This window comes from Viridibacterium curvum (assembly GCF_039544165.1).
Taxonomy (GTDB): Bacteria; Pseudomonadota; Gammaproteobacteria; order Burkholderiales; family Rhodocyclaceae; genus Viridibacterium; species Viridibacterium curvum.
Map to the genome: position 1 here is coordinate 107,051 of NZ_BAABLD010000002.1, position 20,706 is coordinate 127,756.

A 20,706-nucleotide genomic window follows, 5' to 3' on the forward strand; every position below is an offset into this window, starting at 1 on the left:
GCATGCTGGCATTCCGTACCCTGCTGTACAAGGAAACGCTGCGTTTCTGGAAGGTCGCCTTCCAGACTGTTGCTGCGCCTGTTCTGACGGCCGTGCTCTACCTCATGATCTTTTCGCACGTGCTGTCGGACCGTGTGCAGATATACGAGTCTGTTCGCTACACGGACTTTCTGATCCCCGGGCTCGTCATGATGTCGGTGCTGCAGAACGCGTTTGCCAACAGCTCTTCGTCGCTGATCCAGAGCAAGATTACCGGCAACATCGTGTTCGTTTTGCTGCCGCCGATTTCGTACCGTGAGTTCTATGCGGCCTATGTGCTGGCGTCGGTCATGCGAGGCGTGTTGGTCGGTTGTGGCGTCTGGCTGGCTTCCCTCCCGTTCGCCCAGCTTGGGGTGGCCCACCCGCTGTGGGTGCTGACCTTCGTTCTCTTGGGCGGCGCCATGTTGGGGACACTGGGCATCATTGCCGGCATCTGGGCAGACAAATTCGACCAGCTGGCCGCGTTCCAGAACTTCCTGATCATGCCGCTGACCATGCTCTCCGGCGTGTTCTACTCAATTCATTCCTTGCCGGAATTTTGGCAAGGGGTCTCGCATCTGAACCCGTTTTTCTTCATGATTGACGGTTTCCGTTTCGGTTTTTTCGGTGTCTCGGACGTATCTCCCTGGCTAAGCCTTGCTGTCGTGGCATGTGCGCTGGCTGGATTTGCCGGGGTTTGCCTCGAAATGCTGCGGCGCGGTTATAAACTCAGGCACTGAAGGCAATCCAGTGCGTCAGGCAAAGTGAGAATCATGTTTCAGGCAGCAGAAATCCAGCGTTTGATCGAGGCAGGCTTGCCCTGCGAGTTCGTCGCCATCGAGGGCGACGACGGTGTGCATTTCTCGGGAATCGTCGTCAGTGCGAGCTTCGAGGGACAAATGCGCGTCCGCCAGCACCAGGCGGTGTACGCCACGCTGGGCAAACTGATGGGCAACGAAATTCACGCACTGCAATTGCAGACTTACACGCCGGCTCAGTGGACCGAGTTCCAGAAGAGCCTCTGAGCGAAAGCATCCATGGACAAATTGTTGATTGAAGGCGGCGCTCGCTTGTCGGGCGAGATTGCCATTTCCGGCGCCAAGAACGCGGCGCTGCCCATTCTGTGCTCAGCACTGCTGACGCGCGAGCCGGTGACCATCACCAACGTGCCACGCCTCAATGACACACTGACCTTGCTCAAGCTGCTCGGCCAGATGGGCGTCAAGACGCAGTACGAAGGTGACACGGTGCAACTCGACGCCAGCGAAATCACGAATCCCTATGCGTCGTACGATCTCGTCAAGACCATGCGTGCTTCGGTGCTGGTGCTGGGGCCGCTGACGGCACGTTGCGGTGAAGCCAAGGTCAGCTTGCCCGGCGGTTGCGGCATCGGGGCGCGGCCTGTCGACCAGCACATCAAGGGCCTGCAGGCCATGGGCGCGACGATCAATGTCGAGCATGGCTACATGCACGCCACGGCCAAGCGCCTCAAGGGCACGCGCATCCTCACCGACATGGTGACGGTGACCGGCACCGAGAACCTGCTGATGGCAGCTTGTCTGGCTGAGGGCGAGACCATCATAGAGAACGCCGCGCGTGAACCCGAGGTGGTCGATCTGGCCAACTGCCTGATCGCCATGGGCGCACAGATTTCCGGCGCGGGCACTGACATCATCCGCATCCGTGGCGTTGAACGTCTGCATGGCGCAACACATCGCGTGATGCCGGACCGCATTGAGACGGGCACCTATCTGTGTGCTGTCGCCGCTGCAGGTGGTGAGGCTCGTCTGACCAATACCTCGTCGGCGTATCTCGACGCAGTGGTCGACAAGCTCATGGATGCTGGTTGCGAGATCAATATCGAGCGCGACGCCATCGGCATAAAGGCCCCGCAGCGCCTGACTGCGGTGAGCATCCGCACAGCGCCGTACCCGGCTTTCCCGACCGATATGCAGGCGCAGTTCATGGCCATAAACAGCGTGGCCAACGGCACCGGCGTGATCCGCGAGACCATCTTCGAAAACCGCTTCATGCACGCGGTCGAGCTGCAACGTCTCGGCGCCAACATCCGCATCGATGGCAATACGGCCGTTGTGACGGGTGTGGAGCGTCTGCAGGGGGCGACCGTGATGGCAACCGACCTGCGCGCTTCGGCATCGCTGGTCATTGCCGGTCTGGTGGCTGAAGGTGAGACGATCATTGATCGCATCTATCACCTGGACCGCGGCTACGAGAAGCTGGAGCAGAAGCTCGCTGCGTTAGGCGCACGGGCACGCCGCCTGAACTGAACGAACAGACCATCATGGCAAACGGAATTACCCTGGCCCTCTCCAAGGGTCGCATCTTCGAAGAGACCCTGCCGCTGCTCGCGGCGGCTGGCATTGTGCCGAGCGAGAACCCGGAGTCTTCGCGCAAACTCATCATTGGCACCAATCGCCCCGAGGTGAACCTCGTCATCGTGCGCGCCAGCGACACGCCGACCTATGTGCAATATGGGGCGGCTGACCTCGGCATCGCAGGCAAGGATGTACTGTTCGAGCATGGTGGTGTGGGTCTGTATCAGCCGCTAGACCTCAATATCGCCAAGTGCCGCATGAGCGTCGCCGTGCCGGAGGGCTTCGACTACGCCGCCGCTGTACAGCGTGGTGCGCGCATTCGCGTGGCGACCAAGTACATGCAGATGGCGCGCGAGCACTTTGCCGCCAAAGGCGTGCACGTTGACCTCATCAAGCTTTATGGCTCGATGGAACTGGCGCCGCTGGTGGGTCTGGCTGACGCCATCGTCGACCTCGTCTCTACTGGCGGCACCTTGCGTGCTAACAAGCTCGTCGAGGTCGAAGAAATCATGCAGATCAGCTCGCGCCTGGTCGTCAATCAGGCCGCACTCAAGCTCAAGCGCGAATTGCTGCAGCCTGTCATCGAAGCTTTCGCAGGGGCGGTCAAGCCATGATCAATCGTCTGTCGAGTACCGATGCGGATTTCCGCTCGCGGCTGGAGGTTCTGCTGGCGTTCGAGGCAGCACTGGATGCCGGCGTGCAGCAGGCCGTGACGGACATCATCCACGATGTGCGCACGCGTGGCGATGCGGCCGTGCTTGACCTGACACGTCGTTTCGACCGACTTGACGCCAGCAGCATGGGCCAGCTCGAAGTGCCCAAGGCCGAATTGCAGCGCGCACTTGAAAGCCTGGGCGCGGAGCAACGTACGGCACTTGAAACAGCCTGCCAGCGCGTGCGCGATTACCACGCGCATCAGGTGCAGCAGGATTGGAAAATTGTGGAAGCCGATGGCACGCGCCTCGGCCAGCGCGTCACCCCGCTGGACCGCGTCGGCATTTACGTGCCGGGCGGCAAGGCCAGTTACCCCAGTTCGGTACTCATGAACGCAATGCCGGCCAAGGTGGCGGGGGTGGGCGAAATCATCATGGTGGCGCCGACGCCCGGTGGCGAGCGCAATACGCTGGTGCTGGCTGCTGCTGCGCTGGCTGGCGTGGACCGCGTGTTTACGATTGGTGGTGCGCAGGCCGTAGCAGCGCTGGCCTATGGCACGCAAAGCATCCCGGAAGTCGACAAGATCGTGGGTCCGGGCAACGCCTATGTCGCTGAAGCCAAGCGCCGCGTGTTCGGCCGTGTGGGCATCGACATGGTCGCTGGCCCGTCCGAAGTGCTGATCATTGCGGACGGTTCTGGCGACCCGGACTGGGTGGCGATGGACATGTTCGCGCAGGCCGAGCACGACGAGCGTGCCCAGTCCATCCTGCTGTGCCCGGACGCGTCTTATCTCGAACGCGTTGCCGAATCCATAGCAAAGCTGCTGCCGACCATGCCGCGCGCCGATATCATCCGCGCTTCGCTGCAGGATCGAGGCGCCTTGATTCTTGTACGCGGCCTTGATGAAGCCTGCGAGATTGCCAATTACGTGGCGGCTGAGCACCTTGAACTATCAGTGCATGACGCTGAGGCGCTGTTGCCGAAGATCCGCCACGCAGGTGCCATCTTCATCGGTCACTGGTCTGTAGAGGCACTGGGCGACTACTGTGCCGGCCCCAACCACGTGTTGCCGACTGGCCGCAGCGCGCGCTTCTCGTCGCCGCTGGGCGTATACGACTTCCAGAAGCGTACGAGCCTGATCCGCATGTCGCGTGAAGGGGCTGCGACCTTGGCCCCGGTGGCCGCGGCGCTGGCCTACGGCGAAGGCCTGCAGGCGCATGCCTTGTCGGCCCTCTACCGCAAATAACCGTACAATTCCGTCGTTCTCTCAGCGAGTCCTTTCATGACCAGCGACGCGCAAGCGCTTGTGCAGCAACTCATCCGTCCGGAAATCCAGGCCTTGTCGGCTTATCACGTGCCTCCCGCAGCCGGCATGATCAAGCTCGACGCAATGGAGAACCCTTTCCATCTGCCCGAAAAGTTGCGTGATGGTGTGGCCGAGATTGCGCATGGTGTGGCCCTCAATCGGTATCCCGACGCGTCGGCGGCGCAACTCAAGGTGGCGCTGCGCGACGCGATGAAGATTCCCGCCGATAGCGGTGTAATGCTGGGCAATGGCTCGGACGAGCTGATCCAGATTCTGGCCATGGCGATTGCACGGCCAGGCGCAACGATTCTTGCCATTGAGCCAGGTTTCGTCATGTACCGCATGATCGCGACCTTTTGTGGGCTGCGTTACGTCGGGGTGCCGCTGAAAGAAGATCTCAGTCTGGATGTTGAAGCCACCCTGGCTGCCATCGAACGCGAAAAGCCCTCGCTGGTGTTCGTGGCCTATCCCAACAACCCGACCGGCAACCTGTTCGGTGCTGACGATATCGCGGCGATCATCCGTGCTACCCCGGGCATCGTCGTGGTCGACGAGGCCTACACGCCGTTCGCGGCAGGCAAGAGCTTCATGCCTCGCTTGGCAGAATTCCCCAATCTGGTTGTGATGCGCACGCTCTCCAAGCTGGGTCTGGCAGCGCTGCGCTTGGGTTACATGGCTGGAGCGCAGGCGCTGATCAACGAACTCGAAAAGCTGCGCCTCCCTTACAACATCAATTCCCTGACGCAGGCCATTGCCACTTTGGTCCTGAAATCGAGCAGCGCGCTGGAAGCACAGGCAGAGATCATCGTCGGCGAACGGACCCGTGTTTTTCACGAGCTCGCCGGGCTCGCCGGTGTCACCGTGTTCCGCAGTCAGGCCAACTTCCTGCTGCTGCGTGTGCCGGATGCCCGCGCGAGCTTCAACGCTCTCAAGGACCGACAGATCCTCGTAAAGTGCCTGCACGGCGCGCACCCCTTGCTCGACAATTGCCTGCGCGTCACCATCGGTACGCCGGCCGAGAATGACGCCTTCCTCAACGTGCTGTCCGAAATCCTCTGAGAGAACTGCAATGACTGCCCCGAACAGCCGCAAGGCCGAGATTGTGCGCAACACCCTTGAGACGCAGATCAGCGTGGCGATCAACCTTGATGGTACGGGTGTTGGCAAGCTGGATACAGGCGTGCCTTTCCTTGACCACATGCTTGACCAGATCGTGCGTCACGGCCTCATCGACCTCGAGATCGAAGCCAAGGGCGACCTGCACATCGACGCACACCACACGCTGGAAGACGTCGGTATCACGTTGGGCCAGGCCTTTGCCAAAGCTGTCGGCGACAAGAAGGGCCTCGTGCGCTATGGGCATGCCTATGTGCCGCTTGATGAAGCGCTGTCCCGTGTCGTGGTCGATCTCTCCGGCCGCCCCGGTCTCGTACAGAACGTCGAATTCACGCGTGCGCGCATTGGCGACTTCGATGTCGACCTCGTGCGCGAGTTTTTTCAGGGCTTCGTCAATCACGCCCTCGTGACCCTGCACATCGACAACCTGCGCGGCATCAATGCCCATCACCAGTGTGAGACCGTGTTCAAGGCTTTCGCCCGCGCCCTGCGTGCGGCGGTAACGGTCGATCCGCGCGCTGCGGGCAGCATTCCTTCCACCAAGGGGGCGCTGTAATCAGGGAAGCCTGAGGTAGCGGTGACAAGCATGAAAGTAGTGATCGTGGATTACGGCATGGGCAACCTGCGTTCGGTGGCCAAAGCCGTCGAAAAGGTGGCTCCGCAGGCGCAGGTCATTGTCAGCGATCAGCCACAGACCTTGCTGGACGCTGACCGGATCATCGTGCCGGGGCAGGGCGCCATGCACGACTGCATGCGTGAATTCCTGGCACGCGGGTTGCATGATTCGCTGCTGCGTGCGGCCGAAGACAAGCCGTTTCTGGGGATTTGCGTGGGTATGCAGATGCTGTTCGACCATAGCGAAGAAGGCGATACCAAGGGCCTCGGGCTTTTGCCCGGCCGTGTGCGCCGCTTTGCGGGTGACATGGTGTCACCGGATGGAGGCCATCTGAAGGTGCCCCACATGGGTTGGAACGAAGTGCTGCCGTCGGCTCCCCATGTCCTGTGGGAGGGCATCGCCACGCCTGAGGGGCAGGGCGAGCGGTTCTATTTCGTGCATAGCTACTACTGCGAACCGGCAGACAGCGGCGCCACGGCGGCTCGCACGGTTTACGGCGTGCCCTTTACCTGTGCAGTGGCCCAAGCTAATATCGCCGCCATCCAGTTCCACCCCGAAAAGAGCGCCGCCGCTGGCTTGCGTCTCCTGTCGAATTTTATTGCCTGGCGACCCTGAACGTACCCGACTGTTTCGTACGCCCCCATCCGGTTCCCTTCCGCCAGGCCAAACCTCTCCAATCCCCTTCTCTCACCGCCCCCGACTTCATCATGTTGCTGATCCCCGCCATCGATCTCAAGGACGGACATTGTGTGCGTCTCCGTCAGGGTGATATGCAGGATGCCACCGTGTTCTCCGAAGACCCCGCCGCCATGGCGCGCCATTGGGTCGAGCAAGGGGGGCGACGCCTTCATCTTGTGGACCTGAACGGTGCGGTGGCTGGCAAGCCCAAGAACGAAGCTGTCATCAAGGCCATCATTGCCGAAGTCGGTGATGAGATCCCCGTGCAGCTCGGTGGAGGTATCCGCGATCTGGACACAATTGAGCGCTACCTTGACGACGGCATCAGCTACGTCATCATCGGAACCGCGGCGGTCAAGAACCCTGGCTTTCTGCACGATGCCTGCGGCGCTTTTCCGGGCCACATCATCGTTGGCCTCGACGCCAAGGATGGCAAGGTTGCCGTGGACGGTTGGTCCAAGCTGACTGGTCACGACGTCATCGACCTCGCCAAGAAGTTCGAAGACTACGGTGTCGAGGGCGTTATTTACACCGATATCGGTCGTGACGGCATGCTGGGCGGTGTCAACATCGAAGCCACCGTCAAGCTTGCGCAGGCGCTGCGTATTCCCGTCATCGCCAGCGGTGGTGTGACCAATCTTGACGACATTGATGCGCTCTGCGCCGTCGAAGAAGAAGGCGTCATCGGTGCCATCACTGGTCGCGCCATCTACGAAGGCACGCTGGACTTCAAGGCCGCGCAGGCGCGTGCTGACGAACTCAACGGCGAAACCTGAACCCACCGCCGCGAACGCGGCTATTCCCATGCTAGCCAAACGCATCATTCCCTGTCTTGACGTCAACGCTGGTCGTGTCGTCAAGGGCGTCAATTTCCTGGAACTGCGCGACGCTGGAGACCCGGTCGAAGTGGCGCGACGTTACGACGAGCAGGGCGCTGACGAAATCACTTTCCTGGATATCACCGCTAGCTCCGATGAGCGGGACATCATCCTGCATATCGTTGAGCAGGTTGCGAACCAGGTGTTCATTCCCCTGACCGTTGGTGGTGGCGTGCGCAGTGTGGCTGACGTGCGCCGCCTGCTCAACGCGGGCGCTGACAAGGTGAGCATGAACAGCGCGGCCATCAGCAATCCTGACCTTGTCGCCGAAGCTTCCGGCAAGGTGGGTAACCAGTGCATCGTCGTGGCGATTGACGCGAAGCAGACTTCACCCGGCAAGTGGGAAGTTTTCTCTCACGGCGGCCGCAAGAACACGGGTCTTGACGCCATTGAATGGGCACGCAAGGCCAATGAACTGGGCGCTGGGGAGATCCTGCTGACCAGCATGGATCGTGACGGTACCAAGAGTGGCTTTGATCTCGAACTGACGCGCGCCGTGGCCAATGCCGTCAGCATTCCCGTGATTGCCAGTGGTGGCGTGGGCTCGCTAGCTCATCTTGCGGACGGCGTACAGCAGGGGCGTGCCGACGCAGTGCTGGCAGCCAGCATTTTTCATTACGGTGAGCATACGGTGCGCGAAGCCAAGGCCTTCATGCGAGATCGTGGCATCGAGGTGCGATTGTGAGCGATACACGCTGGCTCAATCAGGTGGCTTGGGATGAGCAGGGGCTCGTTCCTGCGATCGCGCAAGACTATGAATCCGGTGAGGTCCTGATGTTCGCGTGGATGAATCGCGAGGCACTGGAGCAGACCGCGGCTTCAGGCGAGGCCGTGTATTGGTCGCGCTCGCGCCGCAAGTTGTGGCACAAGGGCGAGGAGTCTGGTCACATCCAGCGCGTGCACGAGTTGCGCATCGATTGCGACAACGATGTGGTGCTGCTGCGCATCGAGCAGGTCGGCGGTATCGCTTGTCACACCGGGCGTCGCAGCTGCTTCTTTCAGAAATATCTGACTGATGAGGGCTGGCAGACGGTGGACGGCGTGTTGAAGGATCCAGCTGCCATCTATGGCAAGGCGAAGCAAGATGGGGAGCACAATCATGATTGATCCCGAAATTCTGCAACGTTTGTCCGCCACACTGGCCGAACGCAAGGGAGCAGCACCGGAGTCATCCTATGTTGCCAAGCTTTACAGCAAAGGCACGGACGCGATCTGCAAGAAGGTGGCTGAAGAGGCTGCCGAGACGATCATGGCGGCCAAGGACGGAGATTTGCGACACTTGGTTTACGAAGTGACGGACCTGTGGTTTCACTCTCTGGTCCTGCTGTCGCATTTCGGCTTGTCGGCAGATGATGTGCTGGTCGAGATGCGTCGTCGCGAAGGCATCTCCGGTATCGACGAGAAGAACGCCCGCAAGGAGAAATGATGTCGGACTGCATTTTCTGTCGCATCGTTGCGGGCCAGATTCCTGCGACCAAGGTTTTCGAGGATGAGGACGTCGTGGCGTTTCGCGACATCCATCCGCAGGCTGCATTGCACGTACTGATCATTCCCAAGAAACACATCGCCACGCTGTTCGATGTGGTACCCGAGGAGGATCAGGCCGTGCTGGGAAAGATGCTGGCGCTGGCCCCGCGTATTGCTTCGGAAAACGGGAGTGCCGATGGCTTCCGTACGATTATCAACACCGGCAGGCTGGGTGGGCAGGAGGTGTATCATCTCCACATCCACGTTGTTGGCGGGCAAGCCATGCCGGCCATGCTGAAATATTGAGGAGAGTTTCAAATGGGTTCCTTTAGCATCTGGCACTGGTTGATCGTTCTGGTCATCGTCCTGCTGGTTTTCGGCACCAAGAAGCTGCGCAACATCGGCGAGGATCTCGGTGGTGCGGTCAAGGGCTTCAAGCAAGGCATGAAGGACGGCAACGAGTCGGGTGGTTCGACCGCGTCGACAGACGCCAAGACCATCGAAGGCCAGGCCAGCGAAAAGAAGAGCTGAACCGAGTTGCCTGGATACTGCGGGGCGCTGCGAGCGCCCCGCTTGTTTTCAGCACAGTGAATTTGCCGGACAGGATCCATGTTTGATATCGGTATTTCGGAGCTGGGTGTCATCGGCGTGGTGGCCTTGATCGTCATAGGGCCAGAGCAATTGCCGCGCGTGGCCAGAACAGCTGGTCATCTGCTGGGGCGTTTGCGTCGCTATGTGTCTGACGTGAAGTCAGATATCAGCCGTGAGATGGAGCTGGCTGATTTCAAGCGCATGCAGGAAGAAATCCAGACGGCTGCCGGGCAGTTCGAGCAGAACATGAATCAGGGCATTGCAGCGGTGAACGAACAGGTGGGGGAGATTGCTGCCCCGGTAGTAGCCGCTGCACAAGAGGTTTCAGACTCTGCGAACCAGGCGTTGCAGAATGCCGCTGCGCCGGATGGTGGAACGGAGGATGTGCCCGCTGTCGATGAGAATCAGCCGGACCTTTTCGCCCTGTCTGAATCGGCTCAGCCCGCACCAGCACCGAAAATTGCTCCGGACGGGGAGAAGCACTGATGGCGTTCGGTGAAGACAGTTTCCTCTCCCACCTTGTCGAGTTGCGCAACCGACTGATCAAGGCCGTACTGGCTATCGTAGTTGTCTTCCTGTGCATGATGCCGTTTGCCAGCAAGATCTACGATTTGCTGGCCTTGCCCATGCTGCAGAACCTGCCCGAAGGCACCAAGATGATCGCGACAGGTGTCGTTGCACCGTTCTTCGTGCCGATCAAGGTGACCTTGCTGGCGGCCTTCGTGGTGGCGCTGCCGGTGGTGCTTTATCAGGCTTGGGCCTTTGTTGCCCCGGGGCTTTACGCTCATGAGCGCCGCTTTGCGCTGCCGATGATTGTGGGCAGCACCGTGCTATTCCTCTCTGGCATGGCGTTCTGCTATTTCTTCGTGTTCGGGATGGTGTTCAAGTTCATTGCCAGCTTTGCGCCGACAAGCATTACCGTTGCGCCGGACATTGAACAGTACTTGTCTTTTGCGATCAGTATGTTCCTGGCGTTCGGTGTCACCTTCGAGGTGCCGATCGTTGTGCTGATCCTGGTGAAAACGGGGCTGGTGACTGTGGCGCAGCTGCGCGAAGCACGGCGCTATGTGATAGTGGGCGCCTTTGTCGTTGCCGCCGTGGTGACGCCGCCGGATGTCACATCCCAGCTTCTACTGGCTATCCCGATGTGCCTGCTTTACGAGGTGGGGGTGCTGCTGGCCGCGATGATGAAGCGGGGCGACCCCAGTCCGACGTGATCCAGGCCTTGCAGGGCGCCTTAGGGCGCCCTGATCACATGAAGACTGCTCAGTGAGCAGTCTTCAGGCGTGCGGCGAAGTTGCCTTCGGCCGACGAGGGGAAGCTGTGGCGGGCGAAGAGGTTTTGCAGCGCGTCCTCATCGATGGACTGGCCGTCGTCGCTTTCGAAGCGGATGCCCAGCGGCTGGCCGTGCGCGGCCAGTGTCATGAACGCCATGTGCCACAGTCGTGCTTCGACCAGGCGCTCGCGCAGTTCTTGTTCGTTGCTGATCTTGACGCCGGCGCGTTTGAGCGAATCCAGGAATGCGTCAATCGTTTCGTGGCTTTGCTGCCCCATGTTCATTCGTCCTGATAACCGGTCATCTGACCGACACTTCCACTAACGCGGCAGTTTCGGGGAGGTTGACGCCCAGATGAAAAAACCCGGTCAAGAAGCGCAATGAGTCGTTGAACTGGTTGTAAAGCCTCATTCGGCGCGCTGGTTGTCCGGGCCTGGACGTTTGGCAACAGTCATCTTGAGCTCGATGGCTTGGCCTTTGCGAATGAATCCGACCCGAGCGCTCTTGCCTGGCTGCAGCGCAGCAATGCGTTCCAGCATGGCCTGCACGTCTCGTATGGCTTCGCCCTCAATACTCACCAGCGCATCGCCTGGCAGAACGCCAGCCGTGTCGGCCGGGCTGTTGCGGGCCACGCCGGCGATCAGAGCCCCCTGACGCGGCACCTTGAAGGCCTCCGACAGGTCCGGGGTGATTTCCTGGACTTCGACGCCAATCCAGCCGCGGGTAACTCCGCCAGTGCGGATGATCTCCTGCATGATCTTGTTGGCCGAGTCTGACGGGATGGCAAAGCCGATGCCCAGCGAGCCGCCGGAGCGCGAGTAGATGGCGGTATTGATACCTACAAGCTGCCCTCGAATATCGACCAGGGCGCCGCCCGAGTTGCCCGGGTTGATGGCTGCATCGGTCTGGATGAAATTCTCGAAGGTGTTGATGCCAAGGTGCGAGCGGTTGAGCGCGCTGACGATGCCCATTGTGACTGTCTGGCCCACGCCGAAGGGGTTGCCGATGGCGAGCACGACATCGCCAACATGCAGCGCTTCGCTGCGTGCGAAGGTGATCGCGGGCAGGGGGCGGTCGACATCCACGCGCAGTACGGCGAGATCGCTGTCCGGATCGCGCCCGATGATGCGCGCCATACGGCGGCTGTTGTCCGGTAACGAGATTTCGATTTCATCAGCAGCCTCGACAACGTGGTTGTTGGTGAGGATGTAACCGTCAGGACTGACGATTACGCCGGAGCCAAGACCTGACGCGCGACGGGTGCCGCTGTCCGGACGCTCGCCGAAGAAATGGCGGAACAGCGGATCGTCCAGAAACGGATGACGTTGCTGTTTGATGGCTTTGCTGGTGAAAATCGGCACGACGGCGGGCAGGGCTGCTTGAGCCGCCTGCGCATAACCCGTTGCGGGCAGCGCAGCGGAAGCCGTGCTGGGTGGAGCGCTGAGCACCTGGACTGCGGGTGCCGGCGCATCGCCACGAGGCAGCCAGTCTGGCCGCAGGACGCTCACGACGAGGAGCAGGGCAAGAGCGATCGTGACGGTTTGTGCGAAGATGAGCCACAGGCGCCGCATGCTTGGTATCCGCCCCCGGAATGATTGTTATGAACCGACAAGAGCTGCAAACACATCTGGATGAATTATTGGCGTGTTCGCGCGTCAAGGATTATTGCCCAAACGGCTTGCAGGTGGAAGGAAAGGCCAGCATTCAGAGGGTGGTTTGCGGCGTGACGGCGAGCCTCGCGTTAATTGAGCGGGCCGTGCTTGTGCAAGCTGACGCGATCATCGTCCATCACGGCTGGTTCTGGCGTGGCGAGGACGGCCGGGTGACAGGACATCGACGCCAGCGGATGGCGACGTTGATGCAACACGACATCAATCTGTTTGCGTACCACTTGCCGCTGGACCTGCATCCGGAGCTTGGCAACAACGCGCAACTTGCAAAGCTTTTCGGTTGGCCCGTGACGGGGCGTTGTGGCGAGAGGGAGTTGGTGTTCTTTGGTGATTTGCCCGAGCCCGCCCCGGCTTCGTGCTGTGCGGCGCAGGTCGCTGCGGCGCTTGGTCGTCAGCCGCAGCTGGTGGGCGATGCAGACAGATTGGTAAAGCGAGTGGCGTGGTGCACCGGGGCGGCACAAGGCAGCTTCGAAGAGGCCATCATGGCCGGCGCAGATCTTTACCTGTCGGGCGAAATTTCGGAGCCCACCGTGCATCTGGCGCGCGAAAGTGGCGTCCCCTATCTGGCGGCCGGGCACCATGCGACTGAGCGCTATGGCGTGAGGGCCCTGGGTGCTTACCTCGCGGAGCGCTTTGGTCTGGATGTCATGTTTGAGGACATCGACAACCCGGTGTGAAAGACCGGCTCGTTGCGCTGTGCCGAGATCAGTCCAGGTCCAGACGACGAGGCTCCATCGAGGTGCGCGTGTCGTCGCTATCAGGCAGATCGTCGAGGTTGATGTGCAGGGTGCGCGTCAGGTCTGCCGTTTCTGTGCCCAACTCAAGATCAGGGAATGTCGGCGAGGCGTTGCGCGTAAGCGTGGTTTCGGTAAGACGCGTAGTGGTCGTGGCAACTGTCGCGGGAAGGGCAGTCAGTGGTGTCTCCTGCTCTGGATCATGTTCCGGGCGGTAAGGCCCCAGGCTGGCTTCCAGGATCGCCAGTAGCAACAGGATTTCATCAACGATGGCAAGCGGGAAACCCTGGCGCGTGCCTTGCCGGTTATCTCGCAGTAACTGATGCAGCCAGGCCTGACACTCACGCGTGCCCCAAACCCTGCAGAGTCGTTCCTGCACGTGGGGAATATGTTCCAGTGATTCCGGTGCGCGCATGGCGATTTCAAAGTCGTCCCACGCGACCGGCTTCACATTGAAGGTTTTATTCAGTTGCAGCGTCAGCGCTTCGAACTCGGCGCGCATGTCGCCCGCCTTATAGACCTCGAGGAGCTTCACCCAGGGTTTGACGGCTTGCAGCGGGTTGGCACGGATGTAGTCGGCGAGTGTCTGCGCTGCACCTTGAACACGACCGAAAGACAGCATGATTTCAGCGAGTTCGACGGCCGAGTCATGTTCTTCGACATCTTCGACGATGTGCAGTACGGAAGCCGGACCATGCTCGCTCAGCGAGGGAAGGTCCGCCAGCTCCGGCCGGGTTGCGGGAGACTTTCCGGGCGCCAGATCAGGCCAGATGTCATCTTCCGATAGCGGCTCGAACAGATTGTCGGCGGCCGTTTCACTGGCCTGCGCAGATTCGGGTTGGGGCGACAGGTTCGACGCGGTGTTGTCAGTACCTGTGCGTGTTCTCCACTTTAGCCAGACCAACACCAGCGCACCGACAATTGCTGACGCGAGGGCGGTGATCACCCACCAAGGGAAGGCACTTTCAAGGCCGGGTTTCTGTGCGATTACCTTTGGGGTAATGGCGATGGTGGGGGCTGTGCTGGCGGCCGGGGCGCTCCCTGCTACGCTGGCTGAAGTGGCCAACGTGCTATCGGCCGCTGGAACGAGCGCGGACTGCTGTGCCTGCAGTTTCGATTCGAGGGCCTGGACATCCGATTGCAGGCGGGTTTGCAGGGCTTCCAGCTGGCGCAGCTTTTCGCTGAGCTCCAATTGCGTGGCAATTTTTTCATCCAGTGTGGCAATCAGCTGCAGTTCAGTTCGCAGGCGTTCGCGTTCGACTTCCGACAGTTCTTTACGCCCCTCCAGTTGGGTTGCCATCTGCAAAGAGCTGTCGCCGCGCCCAAGTACCAGCCGCGGCTGGGGGCGAGGAGCAGGGCGCTCGGCGACAGGGCGCGGCGTATTTTTACGCTCCAGGCTGCTTGCCTGCACCGGGCGAGGTGCCAATGTTTGCGCTGCTGGCGTTGCGGCGCTGTTCATGACAGCACCGATCTCCGGGGCGGCGAGCTCCGTGTTAGGAGGCAGCGGTGTGTGGTTCTGGAAGGTGTTCAGCTTGCCGGGGTTCTGCTGGCGCAACATCGTGATGTAGCGCGCTTGCAGCCCACGGTCGTTGGGAAAAAGGCTGCCCGCAATGGACTGCAGGGTCTCGCCTTGCGTGGTGCGAAGGGTTCCCGCATTGGGCGACGGCGGGGTCTCGATGGGGGCGGAAGGCCTGCTCGCCGGGGTATCGACGACCTCGGCGGGATTCAACAGCAGGGTGTATTCGCGGCGCAGTGCGGTGCCACAGTCCACGCGGATCGCAAACATCAGGATCGGTGAGCTGATCGTGTCTACCGAGCTCACGATGATCACGGGTTTACCATTGCGGCTTTCCAGCCTCAGTCGGCCGGTGCGCAGCCATGGCAAGTCTTCTCCTGCATCACGGCGGGGGCCCTCCAGCCGGATGCAGTCGGCCGAGATCTCCTCGTCGACGTTGGCCTGAACGGCAATACGAGCATGCAAGAGTTGCCCCAGGCGGCTGCTGGTCTCGGCATCTCCAAGTCCCACTGCCTGAGCCAGGCCGAACCAGCTGGTTCCGCAAAGCGCCACCACACATCTGCGCAGGCGTGCAGTACCGCCAGTCGAGACTGCGGCGAGCGGACTGCGGGATTTCCACATCCACCCGGTATTGCGGCGGCGAAAGGGAAGTGGCGGGATTGGCGTCATTTGGCCCGATTCTAGACGACACGCCCGCGCCGCAAAGCCGGAAAAGCCTCGCCAAGCCGCATATTTTCAGGTTTTTGTGCGGTATGACAGGCTTCCGTCGCCTTCCAGGTGGGTCCCTCGTTGGCAGGTGGGCGATCTGTTCCGGGGCGTGGAGGGGGCTCCTGAGCTTTGTGCGGAACAGCATGCCTTTAGGTACAATCACGGGCTGCATCCAGCAGTAAGCCGATTCAGCCTCCCCCTGACAAGAAGCTGTGTTCGTGTCCAGTGACCGCCGCCACGCAGTGCCAAAACGGCGGATCTGGTACCGGCCAGGATGTCCGCGTCAAATTCCAGGTGATCCAATTGCAGCAACGTCCTCGTCGGACGCGGGCTGCGTTTGAAGGACAAACATGAAAATTCACGAGTACCAGGCAAAAGAGATTTTGCGCAAGTTCGGGGTGGTAACGCCTCGTGGCATCCCCTGTTTCAGCGTTGATGAGGCCGTCGCTGCGGCCGACACGTTGGGCGGTTCGATCTGGGTGGTCAAGGCCCAGATTCATGCGGGCGGCCGTGGCAAGGGTGGCGGCGTCAAGCTGGCTCGTTCCAAGGACGAAGTACGCACGATCGCCGGCCAGATCCTCGGCATGCAGCTGATCACGCACCAGACCGGTCCGGAAGGCCAGAAGGTCCGTCGCCTGATGATCGAAGAGGGCGCTGACATCAAGAAGGAATACTACGTTGCCGCGCTGACCGACCGCGCTTCGCAGAAGGTGGCCATCATGGCTTCCTCCGAAGGCGGTATGGACATCGAAGAAGTCGCCCACAACACGCCCGAGAAGATCATCAAGGTCTTCGTTGATCCGGCCACCGGCCTGACCGACGCGCAGGGTCTGGAGCTCGCCAAGGGCATCGGTGTTCCCGAAGGTTCGCTCGACAAGGCTGTCGACACCTTCAAGAAGCTCTACACCTGCTACATGGAAACCGATGCTTCGCTGGCGGAAATCAACCCGCTGATTCTCGAAGGCAACGGCAACATCAAGGCGCTGGACGCCAAGTTCGATTTCGACTCGAACTCGCTTTTCCGTCATCCGGAAATCGTCGCCCTGCGCGACATCGAAGAAGAAGATCCGGCTGAAATCGAAGCTTCCAAGTTCGACCTGGCCTACATCTCGCTCGACGGCAACATCGGCTGTCTGGTGAATGGTGCCGGTCTGGCCATGGCGACCATGGACACGATCAAGCTGTTCGGCGGTGAGCCGGCCAACTTCCTTGACGTCGGTGGCGGCGCCACGACCGAAAAGGTGACCGAAGCCTTCAAGATCATGCTCAAGAACCCCGAAGTGAAGGGCATTCTGGTCAACATCTTCGGCGGCATCATGAAGTGCGACACCATCGCCAACGGCGTGGTGACCGCAGCCCGCGAAGTGAAGCTGGCTGTGCCGCTGGTGGTGCGCATGAAGGGCACGAACGAAGACCTGGGCAAGAAGATTCTTGCCGAGTCCGGTCTGCCCATCATCGCTGCCGACACCATGGCAGAAGCCGCCCAGAAGATTGTTGCTGCCGTGGCGTAAGCCGGGCACTCAGGAGTTCAGAAAATGTCGATTTTCATCAACAAAGATACCAAGGTCATTACCCAGGGCATCACGGGCAAGACCGGTCAGTTCCACACTGAAAAGTGCCAGGAATACGCCAACGGCAAGAACTGCTTCGTTGCGGGTGTGAACCCCAAGAAGGCAGGCGAGTCGATTTTCAACATTCCCATCTACGGTTCCGTCAAGGAAGCCGCGGGTGCAACGGGCGCTACCGTGTCCGTGATCTACGTGCCGCCCGCAGGGGCAGCCGCAGCGATCTGGGAAGCCGTGGAAGCCGACCTCGATCTGGCCATCTGCATTACCGAAGGCATCCCCGTGCGTGACATGCTGGAAGTGCGTAACCGCATGAAGGCGAAGGAAGCCGCTGGTGGCAAGAAGACCCTGTTGCTGGGCCCGAACTGTCCCGGCCTGATCACGCCGGACGAAATCAAGATCGGCATCATGCCGGGCCACATCCACCGCAAGGGCCGCATCGGCGTCGTCTCGCGTTCCGGAACCCTGACGTATGAAGCTGTGGCTCAGCTGACCGAAATCGGTCTGGGCCAGTCCAGCGCCGTCGGTATCGGTGGTGACCCCATCAACGGTCTGAAGCACATCGATGTGATGCGTGCTTTCAACGACGATCCTGAAACCGATGCTGTGATCATGATCGGTGAGATCGGTGGTCCGGACGAAGCTGAAGCCGCCCAATGGTGCAAGGCCAACATGAAGAAGCCGGTGGTTGGCTTCATCGCAGGCGTGACAGCGCCGGCCGGCAAGCGCATGGGCCACGCTGGTGCGCTGATCTCCGGCGGTGCCGACACCGCAGACGCCAAGCTCGCCATTATGGAAGAGTGCGGCTTCAAGGTGACGCGCAACCCGTCCGAGATGGGCAAGCTCCTCAAGAGCGTGCTTTGATCTGAGTCGTTGCAATATGCGGGCAGCCGAGTGAGGCTGCCCGTTTTCGTTTAAAGAGGTCCTGAGTGGATACCAACTTGCTGATGACCGGCGCATTCTGGATGGGCTTGGTCAAGATCATCTGGGTCAACATCCTGCTGTCCGGCGATAACGCGGTCGTGATCGCGCTTGCAGCGCGTTCCCTGCAGCCCTCACAGCAGAAACATGCCATCGTGTGGGGCTCTGCTGCGGCAATCGTGCTGCGTGTGGTGCTGACTATCTTTGCGGTCAAGTTGCTTCAGCTTGAATGGCTCAAGCTGATCGGTGCGTTGCTGCTCTTGTGGATCGGGGTGCAGTTGCTGGCCAGTGAGGACGATGAGGCAGATATCAAGCAGTCGGGCTCCCTGCTCGGTGCCATCAAGACCATCCTGATTGCAGATCTGGTCATGAGCCTTGACAACGTGCTTGCTGTAGCGGCGGCGGCTGACGCGGCGCCGGCTGAGGCTAAGCTTGTCCTCCTCGTGCTGGGGCTGGCGATGTCGATTCCTATTGTCATTTTTGGTAGTGCCCTGGTTCTCAAACTGATGGAGCGTTTCCCCGTGGTCATTACTCTTGGCGCCATGCTGTTAGGCTGGATTGCTGGCGAGATGGCGAGCAGTGAGCCAGTGGTGGAACGCTGGATACATATCGATCTGATCCTCCACTTTGCTTTTGCTTCGGTCGGGGCTGCGTTGGTGTTGGTAGTGGGTCGGGTCATGAACGCACGCTCTGCAGCCAGAGCAGACGGTCGATAATTGATCCAGTGGCGGGTTTATGTGGATACGCGGGGCACTTCAGGTGTCCCGCGTTGTCCCAAGGTTGCGAAATTTGACCGCTGATGGATGAGCACGGTGATATGCCGGCGAGTTGGTACCGATTTCAGCCTTAACGCTTGGCCTGTAAGCAGGCTGATGAATACCCATAGATTGCAACGGAGAAACGTATGGAGCAGTTTCTGACGCCCGAGTTTTTGCTCGCGGTTGGCCAGATCATCATGATCGACATCCTGCTGGGAGGCGATAACGCAGTTGTGATCGCCCTTGCATGCCGACAGCTGCCAAGCAAGCTGCGCACGCAGGGCATTATCTGGGGCACGGCTGGCGCGGTGTTGCTGCGGGTTGTTCTGATCTTCTTTGCTCTGACCTTGCTGCAGATTCCCTATCTCAAGCTGGTGGGCGGCCTACTGCTCGTTTGGATCGGTGTGAAGTTGCTGACCCAGGAGGAGGAAGGGCACGAAGAGATTCCCGGAAGCGATCGCCTGCTGTCCGCCATCAAGACGGTCATTGTGGCGGATCTGGTGATGAGCATTGACAACGTTCTGGCAATCGCCGGGGCAGCCGAGGCTGCAGGTTCTCATCAAATGCCGCTGGTGATCTTCGGGCTGCTGGTCAGTATTCCAATCATAGTTTTCGGTAGCCAACTGGTCCTCAAGCTGATGGAGCACTTCCCCATCATCATCACCTTGGGCGCCATGCTGCTGGGCTGGATTGCCGGCACGATGGCGATTACCGATCCGGCCGTGATGACCTGGCTGGGTGCGACCGAGGTGAGCGATGCATTGAAGTACGGTTTCGGTATTGGTGGTGCATTGCTGGTGTTTGCAGTGGGCAAGCTTGTGGTTGCTCGTCGCCCGGCGGCGAAAGCAGATAAGGGATGATGTGACCGCGCGCTTTCTCAGTGAGGCGGACGTTGCGCCCTTTCTCGACATGGGCAGGGTACTGCCTGCTGTCGAGGCGGCGCATCGTGCGCTGACAATGGGTGAGGCGATCGACGTGCCACGTCGGCGCGTGCGTGGCGGTGGCGCCATGCAGCATCTGCTGCAGGCAGCCTGGCCGGTGCGCGGCGTGATGGGGTTCAAGACCTACACCTCGACAGCCAGAGGGGCACGCTTCTGGTTGCATCTGTTTGACGCTGATAGTGGCGCACCGCTCGCTGTCATGGAAGCCGACCAGATCGGCATCATGCGGACCGGCGCGGCAGCTGGACTGGCTGCCCGCGCATTGTCCCGCCCCGATGCGGCGGTTGTCGGTCTCTTGGGGGCTGGGCGCCAGGCTCGCGGTCAGATGCTTGGGCTCACTGCGGTCAGGACCGTCCGGCTGTTCAAGGTCTACGCGCGTCGGGCAAATGAGCTGGCGGAATTCTGCGTGCGCATGGCTGCAGAGCTGGGTGTCCCGGTGGAGCCTGCCGTGAGTGCCGAGGCTGCTGTACGCGACAGCGACATTGTGGTGACGGCTACAACTTCGTCAAAACCTGTACTCGAGGGCGGGTGGCTCGCCGACGGAGTGCATGTCAACGCGATCGGCTCTAACTCATTGCTGCGGCGCGAGCTGGACGAAGTCGCTGTGCTGCGCGCAGGCCTGGTTTGCGTAGACAGCCGTGATACGGCGTTGCTGGAGGCGGGCGATTTGACCGCCTTGATGGAGAAGGGGCGCCTGGCGCCACGTGAGCTTGTCGAGTTGGGTGATGTACTGACAGGACGCCACCCGGGACGGCAAGATGTGAAACAGATCACGCTGTTCGAGTCACAGGGCCTGGCGATTCAGGACATCGCCGTTGCTGCGATGGTGTTGCAAGATGCGGGCTTGTCGGATAAGTTGTCCGCAGCGGAGAACGGCTCAGCCAGTCACTGCGGGCAGCAACTGCCTTATTGATGCCTCTCAGGCAAAGTCTGCGGACGCGCACAAGTAAATCGGGG

At 60.5% G+C, this 20,706-nt stretch carries 25 protein-coding genes; 22 read left to right on the top strand and 3 right to left on the bottom strand.

The window, feature by feature from the left end:
* Nucleotides 1-2: 2 nt before the first annotated feature.
* The 16 genes from ABEA02_RS01615 to tatC all read left to right on the top strand — a co-directional run bounded on the left by ABEA02_RS01615 (nt 3) and on the right by tatC (nt 10,877).
* Nucleotides 3-758: an ABC transporter permease gene (locus ABEA02_RS01615; RefSeq protein WP_345531078.1), complete on the top strand. Its 756-nt coding sequence runs from the start codon at nt 3-5 to the stop codon at nt 756-758.
* 33 nt (nt 759-791) lie between these two features.
* The gene (locus tag ABEA02_RS01620) at nt 792-1,043 is read left to right on the top strand and encodes a BolA family protein (RefSeq protein WP_345531079.1); all 252 of its coding nucleotides are present in this window, start codon (nt 792-794) and stop codon (nt 1,041-1,043) included.
* A gap of 12 nt (nt 1,044-1,055) precedes the next feature.
* On the top strand, nt 1,056-2,306 hold the full coding sequence (gene murA / locus ABEA02_RS01625; RefSeq protein WP_345531080.1) for a UDP-N-acetylglucosamine 1-carboxyvinyltransferase: 1,251 nt from the start codon (nt 1,056-1,058) through the stop codon (nt 2,304-2,306).
* Between the two features lie 14 nt (nt 2,307-2,320).
* Nucleotides 2,321-2,968, top strand: a complete 648-nt coding sequence (gene hisG / locus ABEA02_RS01630; protein ID WP_345531081.1) for an ATP phosphoribosyltransferase — start codon at nt 2,321-2,323, stop codon at nt 2,966-2,968.
* On the top strand, nt 2,965-4,254 hold the full coding sequence (gene hisD / locus ABEA02_RS01635) for a histidinol dehydrogenase (RefSeq protein ID WP_345531082.1): 1,290 nt from the start codon (nt 2,965-2,967) through the stop codon (nt 4,252-4,254). The genes hisG and hisD overlap by 4 nt, the downstream gene beginning before the upstream one ends.
* Before the next feature lie 36 nt (nt 4,255-4,290).
* Complete coding sequence (hisC, locus tag ABEA02_RS01640) at nt 4,291-5,373, top strand: histidinol-phosphate transaminase (RefSeq protein WP_345531083.1); 1,083 nt, start codon at nt 4,291-4,293, stop codon at nt 5,371-5,373.
* 10 nt (nt 5,374-5,383) lie between these two features.
* Nucleotides 5,384-5,986 carry an imidazoleglycerol-phosphate dehydratase HisB gene (gene hisB, locus ABEA02_RS01645; protein ID WP_345531084.1) on the top strand — a complete coding sequence of 201 codons (603 nt, stop codon included), beginning with the start codon at nt 5,384-5,386 and terminating at the stop codon, nt 5,984-5,986.
* Between the two features lie 30 nt (nt 5,987-6,016).
* The gene (gene hisH / locus ABEA02_RS01650) at nt 6,017-6,661 is read left to right on the top strand and encodes an imidazole glycerol phosphate synthase subunit HisH (RefSeq protein WP_345531085.1); all 645 of its coding nucleotides are present in this window, start codon (nt 6,017-6,019) and stop codon (nt 6,659-6,661) included.
* A gap of 92 nt (nt 6,662-6,753) precedes the next feature.
* Nucleotides 6,754-7,500: a 1-(5-phosphoribosyl)-5-[(5-phosphoribosylamino)methylideneamino]imidazole-4-carboxamide isomerase gene (gene hisA, locus ABEA02_RS01655; RefSeq protein WP_345531086.1), complete on the top strand. Its 747-nt coding sequence runs from the start codon at nt 6,754-6,756 to the stop codon at nt 7,498-7,500.
* Between the two features lie 28 nt (nt 7,501-7,528).
* A complete protein-coding gene (gene hisF, locus ABEA02_RS01660) occupies nt 7,529-8,287 on the top strand; it encodes an imidazole glycerol phosphate synthase subunit HisF (RefSeq protein WP_345531087.1) in 759 nt (252 codons plus the stop codon).
* On the top strand, nt 8,281-8,709 hold the full coding sequence (gene hisI / locus ABEA02_RS01665; protein WP_345531578.1) for a phosphoribosyl-AMP cyclohydrolase: 429 nt from the start codon (nt 8,281-8,283) through the stop codon (nt 8,707-8,709). Before hisF ends, hisI begins: the two co-directional genes overlap by 7 nt.
* Nucleotides 8,702-9,028, top strand: a complete 327-nt coding sequence (locus ABEA02_RS01670) for a phosphoribosyl-ATP diphosphatase (protein ID WP_345531088.1) — start codon at nt 8,702-8,704, stop codon at nt 9,026-9,028. Before hisI ends, ABEA02_RS01670 begins: the two co-directional genes overlap by 8 nt.
* Nucleotides 9,028-9,375: a histidine triad nucleotide-binding protein gene (locus tag ABEA02_RS01675; protein ID WP_345531089.1), complete on the top strand. Its 348-nt coding sequence runs from the start codon at nt 9,028-9,030 to the stop codon at nt 9,373-9,375. The genes ABEA02_RS01670 and ABEA02_RS01675 overlap by 1 nt, the downstream gene beginning before the upstream one ends.
* A gap of 12 nt (nt 9,376-9,387) precedes the next feature.
* Nucleotides 9,388-9,600 (top strand): Sec-independent protein translocase subunit TatA, encoded by a 213-nt coding sequence (gene tatA / locus ABEA02_RS01680; RefSeq protein ID WP_345531090.1) that lies wholly within the window; start codon nt 9,388-9,390, stop codon nt 9,598-9,600.
* Nucleotides 9,601-9,678: 78 nt separating this feature from the next.
* Entirely contained in the window at nt 9,679-10,146 is a 468-nt protein-coding gene (gene tatB / locus ABEA02_RS01685) for a Sec-independent protein translocase protein TatB (RefSeq protein ID WP_345531091.1), read from the top strand.
* Nucleotides 10,146-10,877, top strand: coding sequence for a twin-arginine translocase subunit TatC (gene tatC, locus ABEA02_RS01690; protein WP_345531092.1), 732 nt, complete (start codon nt 10,146-10,148; stop codon nt 10,875-10,877). Before tatB ends, tatC begins: the two co-directional genes overlap by 1 nt.
* Before the next feature lie 49 nt (nt 10,878-10,926).
* On the opposite strand, the gene ABEA02_RS01695 is transcribed toward tatC, so the two are convergent.
* Nucleotides 10,927-11,214, bottom strand: coding sequence for a hypothetical protein (locus ABEA02_RS01695; RefSeq protein WP_345531093.1), 288 nt, complete (start codon nt 11,212-11,214; stop codon nt 10,927-10,929).
* 129 nt (nt 11,215-11,343) lie between these two features.
* Entirely contained in the window at nt 11,344-12,507 is a 1,164-nt protein-coding gene (locus ABEA02_RS01700; protein ID WP_345531094.1) for a trypsin-like peptidase domain-containing protein, read from the bottom strand.
* Between the two features lie 29 nt (nt 12,508-12,536).
* Between ABEA02_RS01700 and ABEA02_RS01705 the strand changes: the two genes are divergently transcribed.
* Nucleotides 12,537-13,283 (top strand): Nif3-like dinuclear metal center hexameric protein, encoded by a 747-nt coding sequence (locus ABEA02_RS01705; RefSeq protein WP_345531095.1) that lies wholly within the window; start codon nt 12,537-12,539, stop codon nt 13,281-13,283.
* A gap of 28 nt (nt 13,284-13,311) precedes the next feature.
* Here the strand turns inward: ABEA02_RS01705 and ABEA02_RS01710 are convergent, their stop codons facing one another.
* The gene (locus ABEA02_RS01710; protein WP_345531096.1) at nt 13,312-15,477 is read right to left on the bottom strand and encodes a type IV pilus assembly protein FimV; all 2,166 of its coding nucleotides are present in this window, start codon (nt 15,475-15,477) and stop codon (nt 13,312-13,314) included.
* Nucleotides 15,478-15,914: 437 nt separating this feature from the next.
* Here ABEA02_RS01710 and sucC point away from each other — a divergent pair, with 437 nt between their 5' ends.
* The 5 genes from sucC to ABEA02_RS01735 all read left to right on the top strand — a co-directional run bounded on the left by sucC (nt 15,915) and on the right by ABEA02_RS01735 (nt 20,662).
* Nucleotides 15,915-17,075 (top strand): ADP-forming succinate--CoA ligase subunit beta, encoded by a 1,161-nt coding sequence (gene sucC, locus ABEA02_RS01715; protein WP_345531097.1) that lies wholly within the window; start codon nt 15,915-15,917, stop codon nt 17,073-17,075.
* A 24-nt stretch (nt 17,076-17,099) separates the two neighbouring features.
* Nucleotides 17,100-17,993: a succinate--CoA ligase subunit alpha gene (sucD, locus tag ABEA02_RS01720; protein ID WP_345531098.1), complete on the top strand. Its 894-nt coding sequence runs from the start codon at nt 17,100-17,102 to the stop codon at nt 17,991-17,993.
* A gap of 65 nt (nt 17,994-18,058) precedes the next feature.
* Entirely contained in the window at nt 18,059-18,766 is a 708-nt protein-coding gene (locus ABEA02_RS01725) for a TerC family protein (protein ID WP_345531099.1), read from the top strand.
* 188 nt (nt 18,767-18,954) lie between these two features.
* The gene (locus tag ABEA02_RS01730; RefSeq protein ID WP_345531100.1) at nt 18,955-19,668 is read left to right on the top strand and encodes a TerC family protein; all 714 of its coding nucleotides are present in this window, start codon (nt 18,955-18,957) and stop codon (nt 19,666-19,668) included.
* Nucleotides 19,669-19,717: 49 nt separating this feature from the next.
* Nucleotides 19,718-20,662 (top strand): ornithine cyclodeaminase family protein, encoded by a 945-nt coding sequence (locus ABEA02_RS01735; RefSeq protein WP_345531579.1) that lies wholly within the window; start codon nt 19,718-19,720, stop codon nt 20,660-20,662.
* Nucleotides 20,663-20,706: the final 44 nt, after the last annotated feature.

Coding starts and splice junctions, on each gene's coding strand:
- tatA (WP_345531090.1), top strand. CDS start 9,388: ATGGGTTCCTTTAGCATCTGGCACTGGTTGATCGTTCTGGTCATCGTC.
- hisF (WP_345531087.1), top strand. CDS start 7,529: ATGCTAGCCAAACGCATCATTCCCTGTCTTGACGTCAACGCTGGTCGT.
- hisA (WP_345531086.1), top strand. CDS start 6,754: ATGTTGCTGATCCCCGCCATCGATCTCAAGGACGGACATTGTGTGCGT.
- sucC (WP_345531097.1), top strand. CDS start 15,915: ATGAAAATTCACGAGTACCAGGCAAAAGAGATTTTGCGCAAGTTCGGG.
- hisC (WP_345531083.1), top strand. CDS start 4,291: ATGACCAGCGACGCGCAAGCGCTTGTGCAGCAACTCATCCGTCCGGAA.
- hisG (WP_345531081.1), top strand. CDS start 2,321: ATGGCAAACGGAATTACCCTGGCCCTCTCCAAGGGTCGCATCTTCGAA.
- ABEA02_RS01730 (WP_345531100.1), top strand. CDS start 18,955: ATGGAGCAGTTTCTGACGCCCGAGTTTTTGCTCGCGGTTGGCCAGATC.
- ABEA02_RS01670 (WP_345531088.1), top strand. CDS start 8,702: ATGATTGATCCCGAAATTCTGCAACGTTTGTCCGCCACACTGGCCGAA.
- ABEA02_RS01735 (WP_345531579.1), top strand. CDS start 19,718: ATGGGCAGGGTACTGCCTGCTGTCGAGGCGGCGCATCGTGCGCTGACA.
- tatC (WP_345531092.1), top strand. CDS start 10,146: ATGGCGTTCGGTGAAGACAGTTTCCTCTCCCACCTTGTCGAGTTGCGC.
- hisD (WP_345531082.1), top strand. CDS start 2,965: ATGATCAATCGTCTGTCGAGTACCGATGCGGATTTCCGCTCGCGGCTG.
- ABEA02_RS01615 (WP_345531078.1), top strand. CDS start 3: ATGCTGGCATTCCGTACCCTGCTGTACAAGGAAACGCTGCGTTTCTGG.
- ABEA02_RS01710 (WP_345531096.1), bottom strand. CDS start 15,477: ATGTGGAAATCCCGCAGTCCGCTCGCCGCAGTCTCGACTGGCGGTACT.
- ABEA02_RS01700 (WP_345531094.1), bottom strand. CDS start 12,507: ATGCGGCGCCTGTGGCTCATCTTCGCACAAACCGTCACGATCGCTCTT.
- sucD (WP_345531098.1), top strand. CDS start 17,100: ATGTCGATTTTCATCAACAAAGATACCAAGGTCATTACCCAGGGCATC.
- ABEA02_RS01695 (WP_345531093.1), bottom strand. CDS start 11,214: ATGGGGCAGCAAAGCCACGAAACGATTGACGCATTCCTGGATTCGCTC.
- murA (WP_345531080.1), top strand. CDS start 1,056: ATGGACAAATTGTTGATTGAAGGCGGCGCTCGCTTGTCGGGCGAGATT.
- hisH (WP_345531085.1), top strand. CDS start 6,017: ATGAAAGTAGTGATCGTGGATTACGGCATGGGCAACCTGCGTTCGGTG.
- ABEA02_RS01620 (WP_345531079.1), top strand. CDS start 792: ATGTTTCAGGCAGCAGAAATCCAGCGTTTGATCGAGGCAGGCTTGCCC.
- hisB (WP_345531084.1), top strand. CDS start 5,384: ATGACTGCCCCGAACAGCCGCAAGGCCGAGATTGTGCGCAACACCCTT.
- tatB (WP_345531091.1), top strand. CDS start 9,679: ATGTTTGATATCGGTATTTCGGAGCTGGGTGTCATCGGCGTGGTGGCC.
- ABEA02_RS01675 (WP_345531089.1), top strand. CDS start 9,028: ATGTCGGACTGCATTTTCTGTCGCATCGTTGCGGGCCAGATTCCTGCG.
- ABEA02_RS01705 (WP_345531095.1), top strand. CDS start 12,537: ATGAACCGACAAGAGCTGCAAACACATCTGGATGAATTATTGGCGTGT.